20 protein-coding genes are annotated in these 24,563 nt (G+C 64.2%); 3 read left to right on the top strand and 17 right to left on the bottom strand.

The features are described 5' to 3' along the window. Positions 1 to 6: 6 nt before the first annotated feature. From A3AU_RS0129315 to tssA, 14 genes are read right to left on the bottom strand one after another with little or no spacing between them, the layout of a single operon-like run. A complete protein-coding gene (locus tag A3AU_RS0129315; protein WP_027056073.1) occupies positions 7 to 1,113 on the bottom strand; it encodes a DUF2169 family type VI secretion system accessory protein in 1,107 nt (368 codons plus the stop codon). Further along, the gene (tagF, locus tag A3AU_RS0129310) at positions 1,113 to 1,655 is read right to left on the bottom strand and encodes a type VI secretion system-associated protein TagF (protein WP_027056072.1); all 543 of its coding nucleotides are present in this window, start codon (positions 1,653 to 1,655) and stop codon (positions 1,113 to 1,115) included. The genes A3AU_RS0129315 and tagF overlap by 1 nt, the downstream gene beginning before the upstream one ends. Further along, positions 1,637 to 5,173: a type VI secretion system membrane subunit TssM gene (gene tssM, locus A3AU_RS0129305; RefSeq protein ID WP_027056071.1), complete on the bottom strand. Its 3,537-nt coding sequence runs from the start codon at positions 5,171 to 5,173 to the stop codon at positions 1,637 to 1,639. The genes tagF and tssM overlap by 19 nt, the downstream gene beginning before the upstream one ends. 1 nt (position 5,174) lies before the next feature. Continuing rightward, positions 5,175 to 6,497 carry a type IVB secretion system protein IcmH/DotU gene (icmH, locus tag A3AU_RS0129300; RefSeq protein WP_027056070.1) on the bottom strand — a complete coding sequence of 441 codons (1,323 nt, stop codon included), beginning with the start codon at positions 6,495 to 6,497 and terminating at the stop codon, positions 5,175 to 5,177. A gap of 4 nt (positions 6,498 to 6,501) precedes the next feature. Beyond that, positions 6,502 to 7,836, bottom strand: coding sequence for a type VI secretion system baseplate subunit TssK (tssK, locus tag A3AU_RS0129295; RefSeq protein WP_027056069.1), 1,335 nt, complete (start codon positions 7,834 to 7,836; stop codon positions 6,502 to 6,504). 39 nt (positions 7,837 to 7,875) lie between these two features. Next, on the bottom strand, positions 7,876 to 8,328 hold the full coding sequence (gene tssJ / locus A3AU_RS0129290; protein WP_027056068.1) for a type VI secretion system lipoprotein TssJ: 453 nt from the start codon (positions 8,326 to 8,328) through the stop codon (positions 7,876 to 7,878). 3 nt (positions 8,329 to 8,331) lie between these two features. After that, complete coding sequence (tagH, locus tag A3AU_RS0129285; RefSeq protein ID WP_027056067.1) at positions 8,332 to 9,798, bottom strand: type VI secretion system-associated FHA domain protein TagH; 1,467 nt, start codon at positions 9,796 to 9,798, stop codon at positions 8,332 to 8,334. Next, positions 9,795 to 10,862: a type VI secretion system baseplate subunit TssG gene (gene tssG, locus A3AU_RS0129280; protein ID WP_027056066.1), complete on the bottom strand. Its 1,068-nt coding sequence runs from the start codon at positions 10,860 to 10,862 to the stop codon at positions 9,795 to 9,797. The genes tagH and tssG overlap by 4 nt, the downstream gene beginning before the upstream one ends. Beyond that, complete coding sequence (tssF, locus tag A3AU_RS0129275; protein ID WP_027056065.1) at positions 10,826 to 12,700, bottom strand: type VI secretion system baseplate subunit TssF; 1,875 nt, start codon at positions 12,698 to 12,700, stop codon at positions 10,826 to 10,828. Before tssF ends, tssG begins: the two co-directional genes overlap by 37 nt. 1 nt (position 12,701) lies before the next feature. After that, the gene (tssE, locus tag A3AU_RS0129270; protein WP_027056064.1) at positions 12,702 to 13,457 is read right to left on the bottom strand and encodes a type VI secretion system baseplate subunit TssE; all 756 of its coding nucleotides are present in this window, start codon (positions 13,455 to 13,457) and stop codon (positions 12,702 to 12,704) included. Then, a complete protein-coding gene (locus A3AU_RS0129265; RefSeq protein ID WP_027056063.1) occupies positions 13,444 to 13,899 on the bottom strand; it encodes an Hcp family type VI secretion system effector in 456 nt (151 codons plus the stop codon). Before A3AU_RS0129265 ends, tssE begins: the two co-directional genes overlap by 14 nt. Before the next feature lie 48 nt (positions 13,900 to 13,947). Beyond that, positions 13,948 to 15,453, bottom strand: a complete 1,506-nt coding sequence (gene tssC / locus A3AU_RS0129260) for a type VI secretion system contractile sheath large subunit (protein ID WP_027056062.1) — start codon at positions 15,451 to 15,453, stop codon at positions 13,948 to 13,950. 3 nt (positions 15,454 to 15,456) lie between these two features. After that, positions 15,457 to 15,996 (bottom strand): type VI secretion system contractile sheath small subunit, encoded by a 540-nt coding sequence (tssB, locus tag A3AU_RS0129255; RefSeq protein ID WP_023767752.1) that lies wholly within the window; start codon positions 15,994 to 15,996, stop codon positions 15,457 to 15,459. Between the two features lie 6 nt (positions 15,997 to 16,002). Continuing rightward, positions 16,003 to 17,175, bottom strand: a complete 1,173-nt coding sequence (gene tssA, locus A3AU_RS0129250; RefSeq protein WP_027056061.1) for a type VI secretion system protein TssA — start codon at positions 17,173 to 17,175, stop codon at positions 16,003 to 16,005. 337 nt (positions 17,176 to 17,512) lie between these two features. On the opposite strand from tssA, the gene tssH reads away from it, so the two are divergent. Further along, on the top strand, positions 17,513 to 20,350 hold the full coding sequence (gene tssH / locus A3AU_RS0129245; RefSeq protein WP_027056060.1) for a type VI secretion system ATPase TssH: 2,838 nt from the start codon (positions 17,513 to 17,515) through the stop codon (positions 20,348 to 20,350). Between the two features lie 47 nt (positions 20,351 to 20,397). On the opposite strand, the gene A3AU_RS0129240 is transcribed toward tssH, so the two are convergent. Further along, a complete protein-coding gene (locus tag A3AU_RS0129240) occupies positions 20,398 to 20,838 on the bottom strand; it encodes an Lrp/AsnC family transcriptional regulator (RefSeq protein ID WP_027056059.1) in 441 nt (146 codons plus the stop codon). A 133-nt stretch (positions 20,839 to 20,971) separates the two neighbouring features. Between A3AU_RS0129240 and rocF the strand changes: the two genes are divergently transcribed. Together rocF and A3AU_RS0129230 are read left to right on the top strand one after the other, a co-directional pair. Beyond that, positions 20,972 to 21,907, top strand: a complete 936-nt coding sequence (gene rocF / locus A3AU_RS0129235) for an arginase (RefSeq protein ID WP_027056058.1) — start codon at positions 20,972 to 20,974, stop codon at positions 21,905 to 21,907. Further along, entirely contained in the window at positions 21,904 to 22,962 is a 1,059-nt protein-coding gene (locus A3AU_RS0129230) for an ornithine cyclodeaminase (protein WP_027056057.1), read from the top strand. The genes rocF and A3AU_RS0129230 overlap by 4 nt, the downstream gene beginning before the upstream one ends. A 45-nt stretch (positions 22,963 to 23,007) precedes the next feature. On the opposite strand, the gene A3AU_RS0129225 is transcribed toward A3AU_RS0129230, so the two are convergent. Both A3AU_RS0129225 and A3AU_RS0129220 read right to left on the bottom strand, forming a co-directional pair. After that, positions 23,008 to 23,607 (bottom strand): NADPH-dependent F420 reductase, encoded by a 600-nt coding sequence (locus A3AU_RS0129225; protein WP_027056056.1) that lies wholly within the window; start codon positions 23,605 to 23,607, stop codon positions 23,008 to 23,010. Between the two features lie 157 nt (positions 23,608 to 23,764). After that, complete coding sequence (locus tag A3AU_RS0129220; RefSeq protein WP_027056055.1) at positions 23,765 to 24,499, bottom strand: SDR family NAD(P)-dependent oxidoreductase; 735 nt, start codon at positions 24,497 to 24,499, stop codon at positions 23,765 to 23,767. Positions 24,500 to 24,563: the final 64 nt, after the last annotated feature.

Here is a 24,563-nt window from a genome sequence, read left to right as displayed (position 1 = left end):
GGAGGTTCATGCCGACTCCGTCTCAGCGTCTTTGAACGGCACTGCGTGTGTACGGATATACTCCTTGCCCGTTGCCCGCGCGCGTTCCATGCCGCGTGTCGGCGGGCCGACCCAGCAGTCGGCAAAATCGAGAATGGTTCGGTCTAGGCGTTGAGAGATACGCCACACGAGAGAGAAGCGGCGGTGTTCCGGGTCGAACAGGATCGTGTCGGGCAGCGCATTGGTTTCGTAAGCTTTTTCGCGCCCCTTGAACAAGGTCATTGGCAGGGCGGTCATTGGCAGGCGAAAGGAAACGCGGCCTTCCGGCGTTAGGTTGATAAGCGTGACCTCCTCGCCGCCGCGCGGCAGGTCGATCTGCTGGTCCGGGGGCGCCATCTGATAATAGCGCTCGTCGAAATCCGCCGGCAGGAACGGGAAGACATTGTCGATCCAGTTCTGGTCGTAGGTGCCGCCATATTCGATCCGTCCAGGCCAACCACGACCCATCGGGCCAAAACTCATCGGCTTGTAGTCGCCGAAGGGCGAGCGGATCTCTTCGCCGACCGCCTGGGTGTTCGGCAGACGGAGGCCAGGGATCAGGCGCTGGTTCCTGGTGCGCGACCAGCCGGTTCCGACCGGATTGTACTTGTAGCTGGCCGGCAGCTTGTCCTCCGGGTCCAGCCTGTCGACACCGCCCCACGCGACGTCATAGGAGATGGGCAGCTTCAGGAAGGGTTGCGGCGCTGTGGCGGTAAAAACCGGGCCGATGGAGCGCCATTCCCGGTGGCCGACGACCTCGAACAGTTTCGACCAATTGCCAACCTTGATGCCGACCGGCACGCGCTCGGCCGGGCGCCCGCCCGGCGCGTAGGCGCAGCCATTGGCGATCACATCGCAGCGCGGTTTGCGGAAGGCGAAGTCGGTCTCCCAGAGCGTGGCCGAGTAGCCGGGCACGCCGGTCTGTGTGTCGGCCATGACCAATGGAACCTGCTCGGCCGATTTCTGCACCCGTGCGCTCGGCGTCGCCGGAAAATCAAAGGTGCCTTTGACAACCACGACGATCCACTCATGGCCAGCCTTGTCCATGCCCATGGTGAATTGGTGCGGATAGCCCATCTGATTCCAGATCTGCATCAGTTGGTCTCCCAACTGGCGGTGAGGATCTGTTCCAGCGTCGTTTGCGGCGATTGCGGATCGATGTCGAAAATGTCCGAACGAGCTGTCCACATCACCATGTCGCCAATGACCTCGTCGCCCGGCTCGACTGATGGCACCGGCAGTCCGGCCAGCGCGGCATCCAGTTCGTCTGGCGTCAGCTCGCCGTTCTGGGCGGCGAAGGCCGCCTCTTCGATCCCGGAGAACCACGCGTCGGCGTCGGCTAGTTGAACGGAAGCCTCGGCAAGCTGCGCGACGACGCTCAAAGGAAATTTCCTCCCGACCCTGTCCGCGCTTTGAACGATGATGCCTGCCGATGCGCCGAAGGAAGACGGGCCAGCCAGAAAGCGCAGCGCCGTTGTGCTTGGCCAGAATTCCGAGCCAAACAGCGGAACGATATGCTGCGCCAGCCAGCGGTCCCAGCCGCGGACAAATTCGCCCGACAGCCGCCGCGTCACGAAATCGCCGGTGGCCGGTATTTTGCCGTAGAAGCCGGGCAAGGTCATATCTGCGGCGGACATGAGAATTTCTTGAACATTTCCAGATTGTAGGGGTTCTCGACGCTGGCGGCCTTGAGCTCGAAATCGGCCCACATGCCTTTCGTGCCCAGGCGCAGGCTGTAGACATCGGACAGCGACGTGGCGGCGAAACGACCGGCGCGCAGCATCCTCAGCCAGGCCCAGCTGCCGGTTTCGTTGAGCATGATTTCGGGTGATCCGTCGATCGGCTGGAAGGCGAGCGAGATGACCCCGGTGCCGTCCTTGCCGGGCCATGTCATCGGCTGCGGCCGCGTCGCGTTGTTGAAATAGACGAGCGTCTGGCCATCGAGATTGAGCGTCACGCGCGTAACGTTGGGAGAAAGGTCCTTCGGTTCGAGCGTGAAGCTCATCACCGGTCCGGTACCACCGGGAAAGAGATCGTCGCGGATATGCCTGGCCTGCTCGAACGCCGCCAGCGCCGAAGGATCGAGGCCGAAATCGGCCCGCCATTTCCATGGCTGGCTGGTGGTGTCGACATAGTTGATGAGGTGGTCGTTGATGAAACCGTCGATCAGCCCGGCCGGTCCGAACAGGCGGGCGAAATCACGCACATTGACGTCCACCGCGCTGTCGGGGCTGAATGGGTAGCGGTCGTTCAGCGCTGCCTGGCAGAAAGGCAGTATGTCGGCGCGCCAGATTGCGTTGAGCTCCGAAGTGACCGCCTTCTGCGTCAAATTGCTGGTGTCCCCGGCAATTCCGCTGAGCCAGACGTTTATGGGGTCGGGCAGGATCTGCGCCTGCCTGGCGACCGCGCCCGTCAGCTCGGCAAGGCCACCCTGCTTCTTGATGGCATCCTGCGGATTGGGGTTCGCGGTGACCGTCTGCAGGACATTCGAAAGCGCGGTCAGCGCGACAACGGCGGCATCAAGCGCCGGTGGCTGGCCGTCGACCTCGGCAATGGTACTCTTCAGCGGCTTGAAATGTACGGCCACCAGGTTGCCGGTCAGGTCCACCTCCGTGGCTGACCCGGCGCGGGGAAGCAGTTTCGCACCTGATGTCGCCAGCTTGCCGAGTTTGCCAAGCTTGCCGAGCAGTTTCGAAGCGCCCTTGGCTGCCGCCTTGTCGTCGGCGGGCGCCTCGTCGGATCGCGTCAGTTCGGTCTCTTGGACAACCGCCGTCAGCAGCCGCTTCAGCGCTGAATCGGCGCTCGAGAGATCCTTCAGATTTTCACTGGCGACATTGAGATCGGTCAATGGCGCAAGCCGCATATCGCGCAGGAAGCTGTCCCATTGCGCGATGTAGTCGTCATAGTAAAGCTTCAGAATATCCTCGGATAGCGCCGAGACGGAGGTCTCGGAATTCTCCGAGCAGCCGCCGGCAAAGACCGCACGATCGAGGGCCGCCTGGGCGGCGACATCGTCGATGCGGTCGAGAATGGCATCGTGGAAGCCGGCATAGGTGAAGGCTCCGGAAATGCCGACGCGCAGCGTCTTGTCGGAACGCCGTGCAAAGACCTTGCCGCCATTGGGGCCGGCGAAATTGGCCGGGATCCACTCCTTGAGCCCGGCCACAGCCGGATCGGCCAGCAACTGCTTGTAGGCCCGCGCCGGCAACGAGATCGTGCACACCGTTTTCAGCGCTTCGGCGACCAGCGCCTGGTCGGGCGCGACATAGCTTTCGTCGACCGCCATGCGGCGGATGGCGGCAAGCTGATGCTCTTCGGCATCGGCGGTGGGAAATGGTGCCGCGGCCGCGAATTCGGGCAGGCTGTTCACCCACCAATTCTGGGCGAAATCGGGGTCCATCTGCGACAGGCCCGTCATCATGCGGTAGGTCTTCAGCGCGCCGAGCATGAAATCCGGATCGCGGATCTGCCGCCACATGGTCGCCTCGAGCAGCGCGACCATGCGTGGCTCGAGCACGTTGCGCAAAGCGTGGTGGTAGGTGTCGGTCTGCGCCCGCACCATTTCGGCCGAGGCGGATGGGCCTAACAGATCCTGGGGCGCGCCCGGCGGTGGCGTCCGGGCGCTTGCGACCGCGGCCATGGCTTCGAGCGCGCCGTCGATGGCAGGCTGTTGCACCGATGCCGGGCTTGCGGCGGCGGAGGTCAGCGGCGTTTGCAGCGCTTCGAACTGGCTTGCCTGAGCCGTGATCGCGTTGCGGTTATCAAAATAGGACCAGGTGAACAAGCCGCCGGCCAGCAACGCCGCAGCCGCGCATGCGGCCGCGGCACCGCGCCATATCCAGGCGCGCCGGCGTTGCGCCAGCGGATCGAACGTGCCGAGACCGGCTTCCTTGAAGATGACTTCGGTGAGCAGGTTCTTCAGGAAGAAGCTGCGTTTCTCGACCCTTGGCGCGGGCAAGGCCCGCCGTGGCGGCAGGCCGAAGGACGACGACAGCGCCGCGGTCAGCCGGTCGATGGGCGCCCCTTCCTGCGTCGCCGAAGTCAGATAGAGGCCGCGCAGCCAGGCGGCCTCTTCGTACCGGCTTTCGCCGAACATCGCCTCGACCAGCACCTGGATCGGCTCGGACAGGCTGGACAGCTGGGCTGGAAACCTGAAGATCTCGGCGCGGGCGGCGAGCTTGTCCTCGTCTTCCAGCCGCGGCACCAGCCGCCGCTCCAGTTCCGTCGCCAGCGTTGAAATTTCCCGTTCGATGGTCTTGGCGTCGACGCGCGCATCCAGCGCGAAGGTCGTTCCCCAGACCTGTTCGCGCGAAGCGGTCGACAGGCCGCCGAAGAAAGCCTCGAAACCCTTGATCAGATCGGCCTTGGTCAGCATCAGATAGACCGGAAGGCGGATTTCGAGCCGGTCATTGAGTTCGGCCAGCCGGCGGCGAATCTTGCGGCCATGCGCCTTGATGGCTTCGTCGCCCTCCGAAAGCACGTCGATCGACAGCGCGACGATCACGCCGTTGAGCGCACGGCGGCCGCGATGCTTCTTCAGAAGATCGAGAAAGCCCAGCCATTCGGCCGCATCGACGTCGGGCTGGCTCTCCTGCTGGACATAGCGGCCGGCGGTGTCGATCAGGACCGCGTTCTCGGAAAAGAACCAGTCGCAGTTGCGCGTGCCGCCGACCCCTTGCAGATCATCCGTGAGGTCGATCGGAAAATTCAGTCCGGACTGGCGCAAGGCCGTGGTCTTGCCGGTGGCCGGTGGCCCGACGATCACGTACCACGGCATCTCGCGCAGGAATTTGCGTCCGCCGAGCTTGCGGCGCTTCAGTTCGGCCATCACCTCGGCGAATTTGGCACCCACGGCGGCGACGTTCTCTTCGCCGGGGCTGAGCGGCTTTTCGGCCACGGGCGCCGCGATCTCGGCGACGAACATGCGGTTGGCGCGGATCGCCCGGCGCTGGGCGACGATCAGCCAGATCAGCCAGAAGATGACCAGCAGCGCGATGATGACGATGCGCACATTCTCGGAGGTGAATGGCTCGTAGGGACCGACCCTGACGATCGGACCGAACACCCAGATGACCAGGGAAAGCAGTGTGATGCCGATCAGCGTCCACAGCCAGCGCGATGTCAAAACCGCCCAGAGGAAGCGCAGTATGAACATCTCACAGCCTCTTTTCGACGAGCACCTCGACGCGGCGATTCAAGGCTCGCCCCTCGCGCGTGCTGTCGCTGGCCACCGGGTCGGTGGCCGCACGGCCCTCGGAATGCACGCGGTCCTGCGGCACCCCGTTCTGGACCAGCATGTCGGCAATCGTCTGGGCGCGTGCCTCCGACAGCCGCTGGTTGGTCGACAGCGGATTGGTCTTCTGCAGCGGAACGCCGTCCGTATGGCCGATCACCGTTACGTTCCCGATCAATTCCTGATTGGCGAGGATCACCTTGGCGATCGAACCGATCAGCGGCTCGAAGCCGTCGGTCAATTCTGGCCGCGACGACTGGAACAGTTCGGGGTTGGAGGCCTGGATGATCAGCTTGGCCAGCGAAACGCTCTCGGTGCCGCTGAGGGCGGATTTGAGGTCGGCCGGCGCCCCGGCCTGGAATTCCGGCAACAGGGCAAAATCCACTTTCTCCGGAGGCGGGGCGTCCACCTTGGGCGACGTTCGGCTGATGTCGCCGCGTTCAGGCGGCGGCAATGCACGAACAAGGGCGGAAAGCTCGACCGCCTGGCTGCTCAATCCCATAGAGAGCCCGATATGGATGGCCGTGGCAACAACCGCCGCACCGAGCGCCATGACCCAGATCGGCACGATGAAGCGCTGTGGTTCATCGGAGGCGATCACACCCTTCCAGTTCGGCGACAGTGGCGCGCCTTCGGCGTCGGCATCGCGCAGGAAGCGTGCCGCCGCCACGCGAACGGCGTTGAGCGACCGATCGCCCGAGCGGCCGGGCACGCGGTATTTGCCGCGGAAGCCGAGCGCCATGCAATCGTACTGCAGCTCCAGCAATTCGCGGTCGCGGTTGGGATGGCGTTCCAGTTCGTCGAGGCGCGTGAAGAACTGCGTGCCGGCATCGACATCGCCGCGCAGCATGACCACGAGCGGCTGGCGCGGCCAGGCGCTGGCGCCGCCCCATGGCGTGTTCAGGGCGAGATCGTCGAGCAAGGCCGCCACCACCCAGGCTGCCTGATCGGCCCGCTCCAGCGAGGACCCCGTCGCCATTGCAGTGTCGCGTGCCCGAACCAGTTCTTCGAGCAATCGGGTGCGCAACGCTTCCGGGTTCTCCGGCGCCAGCGCGCTTTCAAGCTCGGGCGCGAATTCGAGCAAGGGTGCGAATGCGTTGACAAGCGCGTTCGGGTGGGTGCGAGACCGCTTCATCGCCGCGCCCGGCAGGAGCGGCGCCATCGGCCGCGGCATCGGCGCGCCGGTCAGCCGTATGCGGGTGCGTTCGCGATCCTCCGACAGTCCGAAAGGATCATCGCGGCTCATCATCTCACCTGTTCACCGAATAGCAGTCCACCTGCGGCTCGCTTGGCAATACGCCCGAAACGCCGATGACGAACCCGGGAGCATCGAGCAGCGATGCCCAATGCTCGCTTTTCTGGTCCAGCTCGAGGCAAAGCCGATCGCCGTCGTAAGGGATTTCGCGCGGCTGGGAGTGAAGCGGCTTCAGCGGAATGCCGGGCAAACGCGATTTCCACAGGCCTTCGAACTGGTCGGCCGAGCCGACCGTCGCCTGATTGACGAATATCTTGCGCAGTGCGTCTTCAGAGAGCTCCGAACCGACCCGGATGACGATGCGGCTGGCGACCAGCAGCTTCGGATTGTCGATGCGGATTTTCCAGACATTGGTCGAATGCCGCATGACCGGCAGCGCACGCGATTTCGGCTCGATGTAGCGCAGGCTGAGGATGAGCGAGCGCAGCGCATCCGCCAGTGCCATGTATGCGGGGCCCGGCGCCATATGATCGTACGCCGGCAGCTCGCCCAGCCGCCGCGCGCTCGATCCGTAGGTCGCCATCGAACCGGCGAGCCCGGCAAGCTCCAGGTAAAGCTCGGCCGGATGGAAGACATCCTGCGCCAGCATGTGTGCCAGCCGCGGACGCGCCGCATTGGCAAGATTGAGCATCAGCAGGTCTTCGACGCTGCGCCCCGGCCCGCCCATGACCATCTTGCCATGCGCCTCCGCGATCTGGTCGAGCCCGGTGACGACTTCCAGCAGCAATTGCCGATACCAGGCCACCGCGCCGGTAACCAGTGTCGGCGGCAGGAAGCTCTCATCCAGTGAGACGCCGCCATCGGCGCGAACCCCCTTGAGGTCGGCAATCGGCAAGGCCGTGTAGCCGCCGACCGATTTGCCGGGTGCGAGCAGCAGCGCCTGCGGACGGGCGATTTCGATTTCTTCAGGATCCGAACCGCCCTGGACGGCGTCGCGTACCGAAACGATCCGCCCATGATAGCGTGCTCCCGAGGCTGCGGCGTGCGCCGGATCGAAGCCGACACCACCGGCGGGCTCTAGCGGCAGGGCGACCAGCACCGGTCCGGCCCCCGTGTCTGGGGAAACCGGCAACGGTCGCGGTGCGTCCATCATGTCTGGGATGGAGAAAGGCGTGCCGTCCGGGAAGATGCCGCGAGCGGACAGGATCGCGACCTGGCCGGCATCGAGCAACGCCTGGTCCAGCGTCAGCTGTTGAAAGCCGAACGTATGCAGTTGCCCGGCCTGCAACGCGCCGCGCACAGTCGCCTCGAAAAAGCGATCCTGCTGCTGGAAATGCTGGGTCCGCAGAAAAAGCCCTTCGGACCACAGCACCCTGTTTGCATCGCTCATGCCGCTACTCTCTGCATTGAGCTCCCCTTGCCCTGGCCGCTAAGCGGAAATACCGCCGCTGCCAAGCGTGACATTGATCGTGAATTTGGACCCCGACGACACCGACTTGGTGGTGCGCCAATTCTTACCGGTGGGCTCGCGAATCAGGGCAACGAAGCCCAGCGCCGCGGCATCCGGCTCGACGGTGATGGTCTTGGAAGCGGATTTTCCGGGCCCGACGGCGATCTGGTCTGATCCGATGAGATCGCCTGCCAGCGCCGAGCCGGCATCACCCTGCAGGGCAAAGTAGTCGGCGGAATTGAATTTGCCGGTGCTGCGCAGCCGCATGACGAGGACCGTCACCGGCCGGTCGCCACCGCCAGGTCCTGGGTTCATGCCGGCCCCGCCGGTCACGTTGATCGTAATCACCGAAGGTTTTGGCGGGCCGCTCTGGCAAGCCGTAAGCAGGCCTGTCGCGCCCAGGGCAACGATAAATTCGCGTCGGTCGATCATGTCTCACTCCTCCTCATATGCGTCCCGAAAATCAGCGCCGATTTCGCCAAGGAAGCTTTTCTCGGCGCTCTCGGCGATCTCACGATGGCGTTTCTGGTAGAGTTCCCACAGCTTGGCGCCGCGCCCGCCCGAAAGCAGCGTGCCGATCGCCGAATTCGATTTCAGCTCTTCCTCTATCGCTGCCGGATCAAAACGGTCGACCATCCGACGCAAGGCGGCCTGCACGCCGCGCCAGGCGCGCACGTGATGTTGCGCAAGATCGCGCACCGCGTCGGCGATAGCTGGCTCGCCGGCGAGAAATCCTGGGCTGCGCTCGGCGATAAGCGTGACGATGGCGTCGTCGACCGAGGGCAGGAACTTGAGCGGATTGACTTCGGAAGCCCCGACCATGGTCTGGGCGACGCGAGCATTTCCCTTTTCCTCGGCCCGCTTGCGCAGAAGCTGCATGAGGCCTTCCATCATCAGCCGGTATTCGCGGCCGAACTTCTCCATTTCCGCGATGCTGTCGCGCCCGGGAAAATCGGCTTCCTCGACGCCCATGCCGCGCAGGAATGCGGAGCGAAGCGCCATGTCCCCCGGCTGCGCCGCTGCCGGCGGGCGGGCCGGTGTGGCAGCGGCACCCGTGCGCGCTGGAGACGGGCCATCAGCCGCTTGCACTGGCAAATCCCAGGGATTGCCGGGACGCTGGGCGATACGCTCGCGCTGTCCGGCCTGGCCGACCCCGTTTGCCGAACCAGTCGCCGCGGCGGGTCCGAAACCAAAATCATCACTGAAGTCGGACGGCTTTGCAGGAGCAAGTTGGGCTCCGCGGCCGAGCGACGGCGTGGGGTCGAGGCTGAACGGCTCTGCCTGGCTCGCCGCGCCGCCGGGTTCGGGGTAAGGGGCGGCTTCTTTCGACACGGGCGTCGAAACCGGATCGAGGCTGAACGGGTCATCGAAAGCCGGCGAACTGCGCTGGCTGGAGGCGGCACGCTCGAACGCGCCCGCAATCGGCTGCTCGAACGGGTTGGGCAGATCGGCCGGACGTGGCCGCCGCGGCTCTTCCTCGACCTTGGCGGAAAAGAAGTCGTCACGGCCGATGCTGATCGGTGCCCGCGATGCTGGTGGTGAGCGGTCCGGGATCGGCTGGCTGGCCGTTTGTGCCTGGGCGATTGGCGCCTGCAGGTCGACATAGACGACGTAGTCGCCAAGTCTCAGCCGCATGCCACTTTGAAGGCGCGTCGACTGGCCGGCCCCGAGCGGGCTGTCGGAATCGTTTATGAACAGGCCGCTGCTCGACGTGTCGGTGACGAAATATCCGTCTCGCCCCCCCGAAATCTTGCAATGAGCGCGGGAGACGAACATGTCGGGATCGTTTATCTGCCAGCCAGCGTCCGCGCTTCGGCCGATCACCAACTCGCCCTCGTCCAGCCGGGTCTGCCGTACCGCTTGGGTGCGTGGTCCTTGCTCCAGCGTCAGCAGCAGGCTCATGCCGCGACCCCCGCCATTTCCGGCCGCCATCCGACAATTGTCCGCAGCCGCAGATCGTCAGCATCTCCCCTTTCGGCGGGCCGCGCAAGCCAGGCGGTCCGGCCGAGCTGGACCGTTCCGATACGGGGCGGCGGCACGGCTTCACGCGCCAGCACGATGCGCAAGTCGACGTCGAGCGATTCCCCGACCATGTCGCGAACGGCCTGCTTGAACAGTCTAAGGCGCGGACCTCCCGGCAGGAATGCCTTGAATTCCTCAAGACCGAGAGGGCCGACGCGCAGCTCGATCCTGCTTTGGCGGTTGAAAACGCGCGGGCCGATGGTCGCCCCCCGGCCGAGCCCCGCATAGGCTTTTGCGAGGCGGGTCTGGAGCCCGGCTGGGATTGTTATCCAGGCGGCGATGAATTCCTTGATCTGAACCGGCACCCTGAATGCCTCCGTCAGGAACAGCGTCAGCCGTTCCGGACCGTCGACCTGGTTGGCGAGCGACGCGGCCTGGCGAAGCTTGACGGTGTCGAGATCAGGGTTCCGGGTGCCGGGAAGCCCGATCCCGGCCATCGCTTCAAGCATGGCGCGGACGCGACCACCGACCGCGCGCTCGACCTGGACGGCCGGATGCGCGTCCGCCCAGGCGCGGTAGTAGAGGGCGATCATGCGGTGCTGGAGGATGTTGACGAAGTCGACGAACGTCGTGTCGCTGGTCTGCTGTGCGTCGGCGCCGGCGAACCAGCGCTGCGACAGGCGGTCGAGCACCCAGCGCGTCAGATGCAGCGGCATCGGGCCCTCGGGTCCGAGCAGGCCGAGATTTGCAACCGTGACCCGGGCCGGCGCCTTGTCGTTGGCCTCGCGGAATTGCACCAGGTCGCGCGCGGAAAAGGCGAGGCGCACATGCTGGCCGAGCCTTGCCGGCTCGCGGTCGGGGCGTCCGGAATGGCCGAACAGGCCGCTGCGCTGTTCGAGACGGCGCAGCAGTTCGAAAAAGTCGAACGCCTCGGACGGACCTTCGGTCCGCTCGGAGTTTGGTTTGTCTAGATCAGGTAGCGATTGCCGGGCGTCATCGGCCATGGCACATCCTCCTGCTTCTGCAGCAGCCGCGTGCGCGTTCGCACGAAGCCGTTTATTCCGGCATGACGGGCAAACAGCCGCGCCAGCAAGGCCGAAAGCAGCAAGGTGCTTTGACCTGCCAGCACCGACTGGTCGACATGCAACGTCACCTCAGTGCCACGCCCGAAGCACATCGGCCCGTCGATCTGCAGCCGTTCGATCACCGGTCGCGAGTCGATGCGCACAATCGAATGCACGTTGCGGGCAAGGCTCGGATCGCCGCGGTCGGCATAAAGATCGAGCAGCGCATGCAGCGGATCGACGCCGCGGCCTTCCTTGGCGAGGCTGAGGAAGTTGAGCGCCAGTTGTGCCACCAGCCGCCAGGCGAGATCATCGGCGCGGGATTCGCCGTCGGCCCCGGTAGGCAGTGCCGCGGGGATGGCCGGCTGCGGCGGACGCAACGCACCGAGCAGCCGAACGGATTCGACCGGATCACCAGCTTCCAGCGTCAAGGTCGGATTGTCATCGAGGATCGGCAGATCGCGGTTGGTGCAAAGTGCCATGATGTCGAGACGTTTCAACTGCCGGTTGGTGGCACTTGCAAGCGGCCGGGACACGGCCAGGAAAACATCGTCCCCGGTGTATGATGTGCGGGTCAGACCGTCGCGGCGTTCATCCTCCGTTGCCCGCCTTGGCCGCCGCTCCGTCGAATAGACCCAGCCACTGCCGCGGTTTTGCCCGAGGCTGAACAACTCCGGTATCTCGGCATCGCTGCCTTCACTGTCGGCGTCCTCGACGCGCAGGACACGATAGATCTCGAAGTCGCGTGCTCGCGTGCGGTCGGCATGCAGCACCTGCCGCGTCTTGCGCTGATCGAGCTCGACGACGTTGCATTCGCGCTCGAACAGATTGATGATCGGCGTCGCGAAGAGTTCGAAATCCGCCGGCGTCAGGTCGGCGAGTTCGGGGGCCGGGCGGCGGAACAGGAAGATTATTTCGAGTCCGCCCTCGCATGTACGCACCACCGGCTGCAGCCCCGAGACCCGCGCATAGTGAAAGCGCTCCGGCATGACGAAATATTCGCGCAGCAGGCGGTAGCCTTCGAATGTCGGGCGGGTACGCGGCATCAAGGCCTCGTCGTCGCTGATGCCGACCATTTCGGGTCCCGGCAGGCGCGATAGCCGGTTGGTCTTGCCTTCCGGGCGTGCGCCAATGGCCACGCAGGCGCCGAAAATCGCGTCGAACAGAAGCGGCGCCTTGGTGCGTCCGGCAAAATAGAGGTCAAGCTGGTCGAGCGCCAGTTCGTCGAGTTTTCCCTTTCCGGTCCGCGTCAGCGCCAGACGCAGCGCCGCCTCGCCGGCGGTACCGCCGATCGGTCCTATGCCGGCCGCCGCCAGCGCGCTGCGATCCTGAAAATAGCTGACCGAAGTGATCGCTATGGGCCACAGGGTCATGTCCTGCGCAGTGGAGAAAGTGCAGCGCGTCGACAGGCCGGGCTGCAGGCTGGAGACCAGCCGCGTGTTGCGCTTGACAACGTGGCCGGCCGGCATGGTCTGCACCTGCTGGCCGGGTTTCAGCACGGCCATCGCCGTCGCCGGCGCCGGCGTCACCAGATCGGGATAGAGGACATCGAGCACGCTGCGCGAAAATCGCGAGCGCTCGGCGTCGACCTTCAGCCGGGTACGCGCGGCGAGGAAGGCGACGCCGTCCAGCAGTCGTTCGACATAAGGGTCCGGGCAGGGCACCGTATCGAGGGAAAGGTTGCGCGCCACCGCCGGATGCATGTCGGCGAATTCCGCCGCAAGGCCGCGGATATGGGTCAGTTCCTCCTCGTAATATTCGACGAAAACCCGATCCATCTCAGGCGTCCCTAATTTCGGTCCGCGCCAAGCCGTTATCGAGATTGATCGTGGTGCGCAGGCGCATGCGTTCCGGCGTGGGCGTCATGATCAGCACCGCATCTATCTCGATCTTCAGGCCCACGGTCTTGTCGCCCAGCGTAACCGTAACTTTCGTCGCGCTTTCCTTGAGGCGGGGCTCGAAGGTGGCGAGCACCGAGCGGATTTCGCGCGCCAGCACGTCGCGGTCGAAGTCGCGCGACGACCGGCCCGAAAACGAAGGCACGCCGTAATTGACCACGCTTCGGCGCACCTCCGGAAAGTCGGCGAGCGACGGTGGATTGTCGGCCACTTGCTCGTTTTCCAGGTCGGAAAGCAGCGGCGTGGCCTCGAAGCGCTCGGTGTTGAACAGCGCCTCGATGTCGCGCCGCACCGCCTCCCTGAGCACGCGGGCCGACACCACCACACCACGGCTTTCGATCTCGGTGCGATGCTGGGCCTGAAAGGCCAGGCGATGCAGACGCCGTTTCTGGTCGGGCGTCAGCTCCGCATCGGCGTCGATGGTCCGCGCACTGCCGGCAACGAGGGTTTCGAGACGGTCCGCGCCAAGCTCGTCCACCAGGACATGGCGCAGCCCGTCTATCTCCGAGGTCAGGCCCGGCAGGTCATTGACGAGGCGGTCCCATAGCGATGGCTGCACCGCCTCGCTTTTTGCGCGCAGGCCGCCCGCGATCTGCTGCTTGCCCGCGCCGGGCCGCCGAACCTCACTTGCCGACATAGACATCCATTTCGGCTTCATCATTGCCGTCATAGACGAACTTGATCTTCTTGTAGGCGAAGCTGACCTCTTCCTGGATCAGGTCTTCCTCATCCTCGGCCTGCGACATGTCGTATTCCATGATCGAGGCGTCGGTGAGCGTGACGACCAGATAATCCTTGGTCTCGCCATCGATGGTCCGCCGTGCGGAGAACACCACTTCATCCAGCGCCTTGTTCTCGAACAACGCCTTTGCCAGGTAGGGCGAGGATTTGTCGTAGTGTTTGGTGAACTTGATCATGCCCATGGACACGCGGCCACGGCGTGAGAGCGAATTCGGATCAAACGGCGCGACCATCTTGTAGTCGACGCCATGGATTTCGATCTCGTCCGAGTGGCCGTCGCGGGTGCTTGGGCCCTTGATATCGGGAACCTTCAGAAAACCATCAATCTTGACAGGCATTGTCTTTCTCCACCGCTTTCAAACAAAACAAAGTCTGGTTGCTGCAAATCAAGTCTTCACGGACGGCAATTCCGATACCAGCCGCAGCGAGGCGTTGATGCCCTCCAGCTGGTAATGCGGACGCAGGTAGAAGCGGGCGTTGTAGTAGCCCGGCCGTCCTTCCACGCTGTCGACCTGGACTTCGGCCGCCGCAAGCGGGCGCTTGGCGCGCGCTTTGTCGTCGGCGAAGGCTGGGTTGGCCAGCACGTAGCGGTTGATCCACTCGGTCAGCCAGATCTGCATGTCTGAGCGCTCCTTGAACGAGCCGACCTTGTCGCGCGCGATCGCCTTGAGGTAGTGCGCGAAGCGCGAGACCGGGAAGAGATAGGGCAGGTTGGCGCTCAGCCGTTCGTTCGACTGTGCATCGGGGTCGACCAGCCGACCGGCGCGCGTTTCGTCGTCCTGCAGCGAATGGGCGCCGATGAAGGCCGCGAGGTCGGTGTTCTTTCGATGCAGGATCGGCATCAGGCCGAGCTTGGCCAGTTCGGCCTCGCGCCGGTCGTCGATGGCGACTTCGGTCGGACATTTCATCGCGATCGAGCCATCGTCGGTCGGGAAGCTGTGCACCGGCAGGTTGAGCACCGTGCCGCCATTCTCGACGCCGCGGATCTGCGTGCCCCAGCCGAACAGCTTGTGGCTACGGTTGATATTGACGCCCATCGGGAAGGCGGCGTTCATCCAGACATATTTGTTGTGATCGCCCTGCACCTCTTCCTCGAAGGTGAAGCCCTTCACCGGAACGGTATCGGTGCCATAGGGCAGCCTGGCCAGAACGCGAGGCATGGTCAGGCCGATATAGCGGGCGTCCTCGCTCTCACGCAGCGACTGCCACGAGGCATAGGCGGGGTTGGAGACGATCTGCTGCAAGTCTTGCGGGTTCGGCAATTCCTGCCAGCTGTCCATGCGGAACAGGCGCGGCGAGGCGGCCGCGATAAACGGCGTGTGCGCCGATGCGCAGATGCCGGAAATGTTGCGCAACAGGCCGACGTCGCGCGGGTGGTTCGAGAATTCGTAGGCGCCGATCACACAGCCAATCGGCTCGCCGCCCAGCATCGAATACTCGTCCGTATAGACTTTCTTGAAGATCGGGCTCTGGTCCCACATCTGGCCTTCATAGTCTTCGAGCGTGTCGGCCAGTTGCTCCTTGGAGATGTTCATCACCCGGATCTTCAGCTTCTGATCCGTCTCGGTGTTGTTGACGAGATACCAGAGGCCGCGCCATGTGCCTTCCATCTCGCGCACTTCCGGCGCGTGCAGGATCTCGTTGACCTGTGTCGTCAGCATCTTGTCGATGCCCGCGATCAGCGACTTGATCGACTTGATCGCATTGGACGAAATGGTCGTGGTGTCGGAACGCGACTGTGCCGCGAGGGCGAGATTGCGCACGAGTTGCTGCAGCTTCTCGCTGTCGTCCTTCTTGACCTTGAAATCCTTCTCGAGGAGCCCGCTGAATTCTCCAAGGTCGATGGCTTCGGCCTCGGCGGTGACGGCGGCGGTCTTTTGCTGTTCGGCCATGGTTTACTCCCCTGCCTTGTCGTCGTCGGCCAGTGCCTGGCTGGCGATCTTGCCAAGAAGCGGCTCGTTGTTCAGAAGCTGCGCGATGCGTTTTTCGGCGTCGACGCGGCCATCCATGAAGCCGAGCAGTTCCTCGAGCTGGCGCCGCATCTTGAGGATTTCGGCCAGTTGCGGCACCTGCTCGGCAACCTTGTCCGGAGCGAAATCACCCATCTTGGTGAAGGTGAGATCGAGCGCCAGTTCCTCGTCACGCTCCTGGCCTTCGGCTTGCGGCAGCGTGTTCTTCACTCGGGCTTTGACGCGCGGCCCGAGCGCCTCCATGAATTTGGGAAAGCGGTTAGCGTCGGTCTCGACGAAGGACCGGTCCAGCACCGATTTGGATGCTTCCTTGGTCTGCGAAGCGCCGGAAAGGTCGGCCATCACGGCCATTACAAACGGCAATTCGATCGTCGTCGGGCTACCGTAGGTTTCCACGTCATAGGCGATCTGCACCCGCGGCGCACGATTTCGTTCGATGACCTTCGCTTTGCTTTCGGCTGGCATGTGCTGTTACCTTTCATCCTTCTGAGCCGTCTTCTTGACATCCGGAACGCCGGCAAGGAGCCGGAATTCCTTCAGCCCCGACGGGGCGAGATCTTCCATCAGTTCAACGAAATCCATGTGCACCATGCGGCGTACGCGCCGCGCCAGATGCGGTATCGGGCTCGATGGTTCGGTGCGGTCATAGAAGGCGACGACCAGGTCGAGGCACTTCACCACGTCGTCGCGCGAGGAGATCCGGTCGGGAAGCCCGGTGCTGGTCTCCGTGTAGCTTGCCGCACTTGCCATAGTCTCGGCTCCATGACCGTTTCGAGCAGGCGTTGCCGGTTCTGCCGGGTTGGGCGGCTTGGCCGCGCCGTTGGCCACCGCACCCGCCGCCGAATTCCGTTCGAGGGTCGTCAGCAAACGCTGCAGAAACCGCTTTAAGTCCGGAACGGGAGCGCCGCCGCCTTCGAGGCGGGCGTTCAGCGCTGTTTCCACCGCGTCGAGGGCTGCGATCGCTGCCCGGGCGTCGGCGACCAGCGAAACCATCTCCGCACCGGCCTGATCAATCTGTGCCGCACATCCGGCGCGCACCCGGTTCAACAATTGCCCGTGCGCGCTGACCAGCGCGGCCTTTTCCGCAGTGTTCAATCCCGAGGCGGCTTCCTGGAGCATGACACGGTCGTCGAGCGCGCTCTGTTCCAGGTCGCGTCCGCTGATCGGCCCGATCGAGCGTGGCGTTAAGAAAATCATCTGGCGCAGGTTCGCCAACAGCCCGTCCTGACCATTCTGCAGGTCGAGTAGCGCGTTGATACGGCGCAAGGCGGCATCGCGAGGCGAGGCGCCGGGCCGCAGGGCCGGATGCATGGTTTCCCAATGCTGATCGAAGGTCTGCGCGATCAGGGTCAGACCTTGCGCGAGCCCGGCCAGCCCTTCTTCATTGGCCAGCGCACGCGTGACGATGACGAGGAGGCGCAGGTCGCGGCCATGCGCGCGCAAGTCCGCCGCTTTTGCCAGCACAGCGGACCAGTCGACAGGAATGGTGCTTTGCGACGTGGGCTTGTTGTTGCCGTCGTGGACGACCTTGACCTCGGGCTCCGTCAGGCGCTCCAACTCATGGAAAGCCGGGTCGTTGCGCAAATCCTCCCCTGACGGGTTTCCACCGTCGAGCGGGCTAAGCCAGAGCGCGGCATCAATCACTCAAACCCCCAGCGACCGACCTCAAACCGTACGTGACGCCACGTTAGCACACGGTTGCACTTTACCACAATTCAATGGCTGTCCAAAAATTTAACAGAAGCTAAACGAAACCGCTTCCCAGTCGTTGAAATCGGTGGCTTGCTTGCCTAAGCCGTATGCGAATCGCATCTCGCAGGGGCGCCCGGGCACGTGGCTGTTCGCAGACAGGGATGCGGGACTTTCCACAAGTGAAAAGGGCCGGCTGAACCGGACGTCGCGCCATCGATCCGTCCCGCGCTTTGTCAAGTGACGGCTTATGTGGCAGTTTATCGGCTGGCAGATCGCAGGAGCACGTTCGATGGAACAGCGCCGGTCATCGCAGACCTTCAAGCGCAAGGAACTGGTCGGCAAGCTCAATGCCGTGGGTGTCCGCGCCTTCAAGGCCGCCGCCGACACCGCCAAACTACGCGGCAATCCTTACGTCGAGCTCGTCCATTTTATCCAGCAACTGGTGCTGTCCGAGCGCTCGGACGTGCAGATGATCGTTGCGGACGCCGGGCTGGATGCCAGCCGGCTGACGGCGGACATGACGCGAGCCATCGACAAGCTGCCCTATGGCGCAACATCGGTGGAGGAGTTTTCCGACCACATCTTCCACGCCATCCAGGAGGGCTGGAACCTCGCGACGCTGGAGTTCGGCGTCGAAGAGGTGCGCAGCGCCCACATCCTGCTCGCCTGCCTGAAGCTGCCGGTGCTGGAAGGCCTGGTGTCGAAAATCAGCGCCGAATTCGACAAGATCGACGCCGACGGCGTCATTTCCCGCTTCGCCGATGTGACCGAAGGCTCGCTCGAAGCCGGCTCGCCGCCTGCCGCTGGCCCTGCCGAGACGCCGCAGAAGCGCGGTCCGGGCGGGGATTCGGCGCTGGCGAAATACGCGACAGACCTCACCCAGCGCGCCCGCGACGGCAAGATCGATCCGGTCGTTGGCCGCGATCCCGAGATCCGGCAGATCGTCGACATCCTGATGCGGCGCCGGCAGAACAATCCCATCCTGACCGGCGAGGCCGGGGTCGGCAAGACCGCTGTCGTCGAGGGCTTTGCCTTGCGTGTCGCAGCGGAGGACGTGCCGCCCGCGCTGCAAGGCATCAGCGTGCGTATGCTCGACGTCGGATTGATGCAGGCGGGCGCAAGCGTGAAGGGTGAGTTCGAAAAACGGCTGAAGGCCGTCATCGATGAGGTTCAATCATCGGAAACGCCGGTCATCCTGTTCATCGACGAAGCCCACACCTTGATCGGCGCCGGCGGCGCCGCCGGAACCGGCGATGCCGCCAATTTGCTGAAACCAGCGCTGGCACGGGGCGAGCTTCGCACCATAGCGGCAACGACCTGGGCCGAATACAAGCAGCACATCGAGAAGGACCCGGCGCTGACGCGCCGTTTCCAGGTGGTAAAGATCGACGAGCCGTCGGAGGCGGTGGCCGTTCTCATGTTGCGCGGCGTGGCCGGCGTGCTGGAGCAGCACCACGAGGTGCAGATACTCGATGAGGCGATAGAGGCGGCGGTCGGCCTGTCGCATCGCTACATCCCGGCACGGCAATTGCCGGACAAGGCGGTCAGCCTTCTCGACACCGCTTGCGCCCGTGTCGCCATCTCGCAGCACGCCACGCCGGCGGAGGTCGAGGACATCCTGCGCCGCCGCCAGGCGCTGGAGGTGGAGCGCGGCATCATCGGCCGCGAGGCCGCGATCGGCATCGAGGTGGCTGACCGGCAGGCGCGCGTCGAGACCGGGCTTGCCGAAACCGAGGTCACGCTTGCCGCCGCGCAGCAGCGTTGGGATCGCGAAAAGGCCCTTGTCGCCGAGATCCTCGAATTGCGCGCCAGGCTGCGCGGCGAAGGCGTGCCGCTCGATCAGGCGGCGACCGCTGAGGCCTATACGGAGACTACAGCAACGGACGCGGAAAAGACCAAGGTGCCCAAGACCGAGCCGCTCAAGACGGAACCGCTCAGGACTGAAACGACGAAGGCTGAACTGGCGAAGGCCGTAAAGCCGAAGGCCAAGGCGGCCAAAGTGAAGGCCGAAATGGTTGCCGAGCCTGCGCCATCCGATCCGCCCCCTGACCTCGCCCGGCTACGCGACCTCATGGCCGAACTCGCCGCCGCGCAAGGCGAGACGCCGTTGATCCTGCCATCGGTCGACCGTAACGCGGTGGCTGCCGTCGTTCAGGACTGGACGGGAATTCCGACCGGGCGGATGCTGTCGAGCCAGACCGAAAAGGCACTGCGGCTCGCGGCCACCCTGTCCGAACGCGTGGTCGGACAGGATCATGCCATGGAGATGATCGCCAGGCGCGTGCAGACCAGTCGCGCCGGGCTGGGCGCGCCGGAAAAGCCGGTGGGCGTGTTCCTGCTGTGCGGCCCCTCGGGTGTCGGCAAGACCGAAACCGCACTGGCCTTGGCCGAGACGCTCTATGGCGGCGAGCAGAACCTGATCTCGATCAACATGTCCGAGTTCCAGGAGGCGCATACTGTCTCCACCTTGAAGGGTGCTCCGCCGGGATATGTCGGCTATGGCAAGGGCGGCATCCTGACCGAGGCGGTTCGCCGCAAACCCTATTCGGTGATCCTGCTCGACGAGGTCGAGAAGGCGCATCCGGACGTGCACGAGATCTTCTTCCAGGTCTTTGACAAGGGGATGATGGACGACAGCGAAGGTCGACGGATCGATTTCAAGAACACGCTGATCCTGCTCACCTCGAATGTGGGTTCCGAAGTCATCATGGACCGGACCAGGAACGGCACGGTGCGGGCCGGGCTGGACGATCTCGACACTGCCTTGCGCAGCCCGCTGCTGAAGGTCTTTCCGGCGGCCTTCCTCGGTCGAGTGGTCACGATACCGTATTATCCGCTCTCGGATTCGATGATCGAAGCGATCACCCGCCACCAGTTTGCCAAGATCGCTCGGCGGCTGCGCGCAACCAACGACGCGGAACTGGTGATCGGCGACGGTGTCATGGATATGGTCAAGGCCCGCTGCACGGAGATCGAATCCGGCGGGCGGATGATCGATGCCATCCTGACCAACACGCTTCTGCCGGAATTGAGCCGCGGCGTGCTCAACCGGTCGCTAGCGGGTGAAAAGATGACAAAGGTGACCGTAGGGGCCTCCAAGGACGGTTTCACCTATTCCTTCGAATAGCGTCAGGCGCGGCTGCGCTGCCAGCGCCCGGGCTAGCCTGATCCAGGCTAAGCCAACCTTGCCCTGGTCGTCCGCGGCGTTGCCAGAAGAAGGCTCGTCTCGCTGCCGGTAATGCCGGGGATCAGCCGTATCCGCCGCAGCACCGCGTCGAAATCGGTCAGCGATGCCGTGCCAAGTTCGACCACCAGGTCCCAGCGGCCATTCGTGGTGTGGATGGTCGAGACCTCGGCAAGACCGCCGAGCGCCCTGACCACGCGATCGGCGGCATGGCCTTCGATCTCGATCATCATGACGCCGCGTATCCTCTGGTCGACGGCGTCGGCGCGGAGCACCACAGTGTAGCCGATGATCTCTCCCGACTTTTCCAGCCGCTCCATGCGCGCCCGCACCGTGGCGCGCGAGACGCCGAGATCGATCGCGAGATCGGAGATGCTGCGCCGCGCCTCGTGCCTGAGCAGCGTGATCAGCCTTTCGTCGAGCGCGTCCATGATTGCCATCCATTTTGATCAGAATGATTGCCCAGAATGATAAATCAATTTTTTCGAAATGCCAATTTCGCCTGTTCAAACTGCCAGGCGAGGATGGTTCATTCCACGCATCAATCGCGAGGGCAGAAGAATCATGCGCTGCAGGATCGTTGGCGCGCCGGTGCAGGACGGCGCGGGCAGGATGGGATGCGAGATGGGGCCGAGCGCACTGCGCACGGCAGGGCTTGTCTCGGTGCTGTCGGAACTTGGCCATGAGGTCGAGGACTGGGGCGCGGTGCAAGCCGCTCCTGCGCGCGCTGTCGTCCACGGCAATCTCGCGCTGAAGGCCTTGCCGGAGATTTCCGCATGGACCGCGGCGATCGCCGAGACCGCCTATGCGGTTTCGCGGGACGCCATGCCGATCTTCCTTGGCGGTGACCATGTGATTTCGGCCGGCACGGTATCCGGCATAGCGCGCCGGGCCGCCGAGCGCGGCCGGCCGCTCTTCGTGCTGTGGCTCGACGCGCATCCGGATTTTCACACGCTCGACACCACCGTCAGCGGCAATCTGCACGGCGTGCCACTCGCCTATGCCAGCGGGCGGCCGGGCTTCGACGGCTATTTCCCGGACCTGCCCGTCGCCGTCGATCCGTCCCGCATCTGCGTCATGGGCCTGCGCAGTGTCGATCCGGCCGAGCGCCGGGCGCTGAACGAGGCGGGCGTGACCGTGCATGACATGCGCACCATCGACGAGCACGGCATTGCCCCTTTGCTTCGCGCCTTCCTGGCCTTGGTCGAAAAGGCCAACGGCCTGCTGCATGTCAGCCTCGATGTGGATTTCCTCGACCCCTCGATCGCGCCGGCCGTCGGCACCACGGTGCCCGGCGGCGCCACCTTCCGCGAGGCGCATCTGGTGATGGAAATGCTGTCCGACAGCGGCCTCGTCTCGAGCCTCGATCTGGTCGAGCTGAACCCGTTCCTCGACGAGCGCGGCCGCACCGCCACGCTCATGGTCGACCTTACCGCCAGCCTGATGGGCCGCCGCATCATGGACCGCCCGACCCGCAGCCATTCCGGAAGCATCTCATGACCCAGCCTTCCCGCCTTGCCATCGTCCCCTTCGTCAGCGTCGACCGCATGATGAAACTGGTGCTGGCCATCGGCGTCGAGCGGTTCCTCACCGAACTCGCCGCCTATATCGAGGAGGATTTCCGCCGCTGGGAGCTGTTCGACAAGACGCCGCGCATTGCCTCGCACAGCCATGACGGCGTCATCGAACTGATGCCGACCAGCGACGGCCGCCTCTACGGCTTCAAATATGTCAACGGCCATCCGAAGAACATGCGCGAAGGCCGCCAGACGGTCACCGCCTTTGGCGTGCTCGCCGATGTCGGTTCCGGCTATCCGATGCTGCTCACCGAAATGACGATCCTGACAGCATTGCGCACCGCGGCTACGTCCGCTGTCGCCGCCAAATACCTGGCGCCCAAGGGTTCGCGCTCCATGGCCATCATCGGCAACGGCGCCCAGTCCGAGTTCCAGGCCGTCGCCTTCAAGGCGCTGCTTGGCGTCGACCGGTTGCGGCTCTACGACATCGACCGCCAGGCCTCGGAAAAATGTGCCCGCAACCTCGCCGGCAAGGGCTTTGAGATCACCATATGCACCACCGGGCAGGATGCGGTGGAGGGCGTCGACATCATCACCACGGTGACCGCCGACAAGCAGTATGCCACCATCCTGACCGATAACATGGTGGGCTCCGGCGTTCACATCAACGCGGTCGGCGGCGACTGCCCCGGCAAGACGGAGCTCCACCGCGACATCCTGCTGCGCTCCGACATCTTCGTCGAGTTTCCGCCGCAGACGCGCATCGAGGGCGAAATCCAGCAGCTCGATGCCGACCATCCGGTCACCGAGCTGTGGCAGGTGATGACCGGCCAGGCAGAAGGCCGCAAGGCTCCGGAGCAGATCACGCTGTTTGATTCCGTCGGCTTCGCCACCGAGGATTTTTCAGCACTGCGGTATGTCCGCGACCAGCTCCAGGCCACCGGCCTGTATGAGGAACTCGACCTGCTCGCCGATCCCGACGAGCCGCGCGACCTCTTCGGCATGCTGCTCAGGGCAGCACCGCAGCCGGCCGCCTGAGCTTCACCCACATGTCCCGCCGCGCCTCTGCGAATTGCGGATCGATTACTGCTCCTTCTTGAACAGGTCCTGGAAGATGAGCGGGCCCCAAATGCGACCGCGTGCGTGCACCAGCGCGCCACCCTCGTTGAGCCTTCCCAGCTTGACGGGTGCGAACCCGAGTTGTCTGGCCAAGGCCGCCACGGGAACGGTCGCGTCTTCGTCGTCGCTCGACAGAAAGACGACCCGGTGGCCGCCCTCGACGATCGGATCGGTGGCCAGGGTGGCCGCGATCAGGTGATTGAAACCTTTGACGAACTTGGCGCCGGTAAACGCCTTCGCGACGAAGGCGGAGGACACGAGACCGTCCAGTTCCTCAGGTGGAACCAACGCATTCGTCGCGTCGACGACCGTCTTGCCTTTCCAGCTCGGCAGTGCCTTCGCCACCTCGCTATGCTCCCCGAACGGCACCGCCAGGATGATCGTATCGGCCTCGAGTGCTTCCCGCAGCGACTTGGCGACGACCGTGGGTCCAATCGCCCGTGCCTGCTGCGCCAACGCCTCAGGCGGCCGGCGGCTCGCGACGGTCACGTCGATGTTCCTGCGGGCGAAGGCGTGGGCGAGGGCCTGGCCAATCTTCCCGAATCCCACAATTGCATAGCTCATCGTATTTCTCCGATCTGTGTTGGTATTGATTCCCCGGCCTTCAACGGCGCTGGGTTATCCGTTTCGCTGCGTGGCGACCTTCGCGTCGGCTTCCCGCCGTACCGCCATGGACACGCTAGTTTCCGCCGGTTAGCCGCTTCCAGTGACCGGCGCGATTTCAGATGGCCGAGAAGCCGCCATCGACAGACAATTCCACCCCATTCACGAAGCTCGACTCGTCGGAAGCAAGAAACAGGGCGACCGCCGCAATTTCCTCAGGGCGTCCCATCGTTCCCCGCGGGATCAGGGATTCGAACATCCGCCTCGCCTCCTGGGTGAGAACTTGGTCCTGCATCGGTGTGGCGATCGGCCCCGGGCTCAGCACGTTCACGCGGATATTCCTGCCCTTCAGTTCGTTGAGCCAAGTGCGTGCGAATGAGCGTAGCGCCGCCTTGCTCGCCGCATACACGCCGTAACCGGGAAAACCTTTCACCGAAGCAACTGACCCGGTCATGAAGATGGATCCGCCATCGCTGAACAGCGGCAACGCCTTCTGAACCGTAAACAGCGTGCCGCGCGTATTCAGGTTGAAGGCCGCATCGAAGTGCTGCTCGGTAATCTCGCCCAGTGGGACGGCTTCGCCCGTGCCGGCGCTCGCATACAGGACGTCGATCTTGCCCTTTGCCCGCTTGACCGTGTCGAACAGGCGATCGAGGTCGTCGAGATTGGCCACGTCGCCACGCACGCCGGTCACGTTCCGGCCAATCAGCTTGACCGCCTCGTCCAGCGCCCCCTGTCTCCGGCCGGCGATGAAAACATAGGCGCCTTCTTCAACGAACCGCTTGGCGCTCGCCAGCGCCATCCCGCTCGATCCACCCGTGATGACTGCAACCTTACCGTCTAGCTTTCCCATGACTTTTCCTTTCAGGCTCTGCCTTTGGTCGTTCGGGAAGAACCCCGAGAGCCTGGAAATAAGT

The sequence above is a fragment of the Mesorhizobium erdmanii USDA 3471 genome (genome assembly GCF_000472705.1).
GTDB classification, from domain to species: Bacteria; Pseudomonadota; Alphaproteobacteria; order Rhizobiales; family Rhizobiaceae; genus Mesorhizobium; species Mesorhizobium erdmanii.
This window is presented reverse-complemented; position numbering and strand designations above follow the sequence as displayed.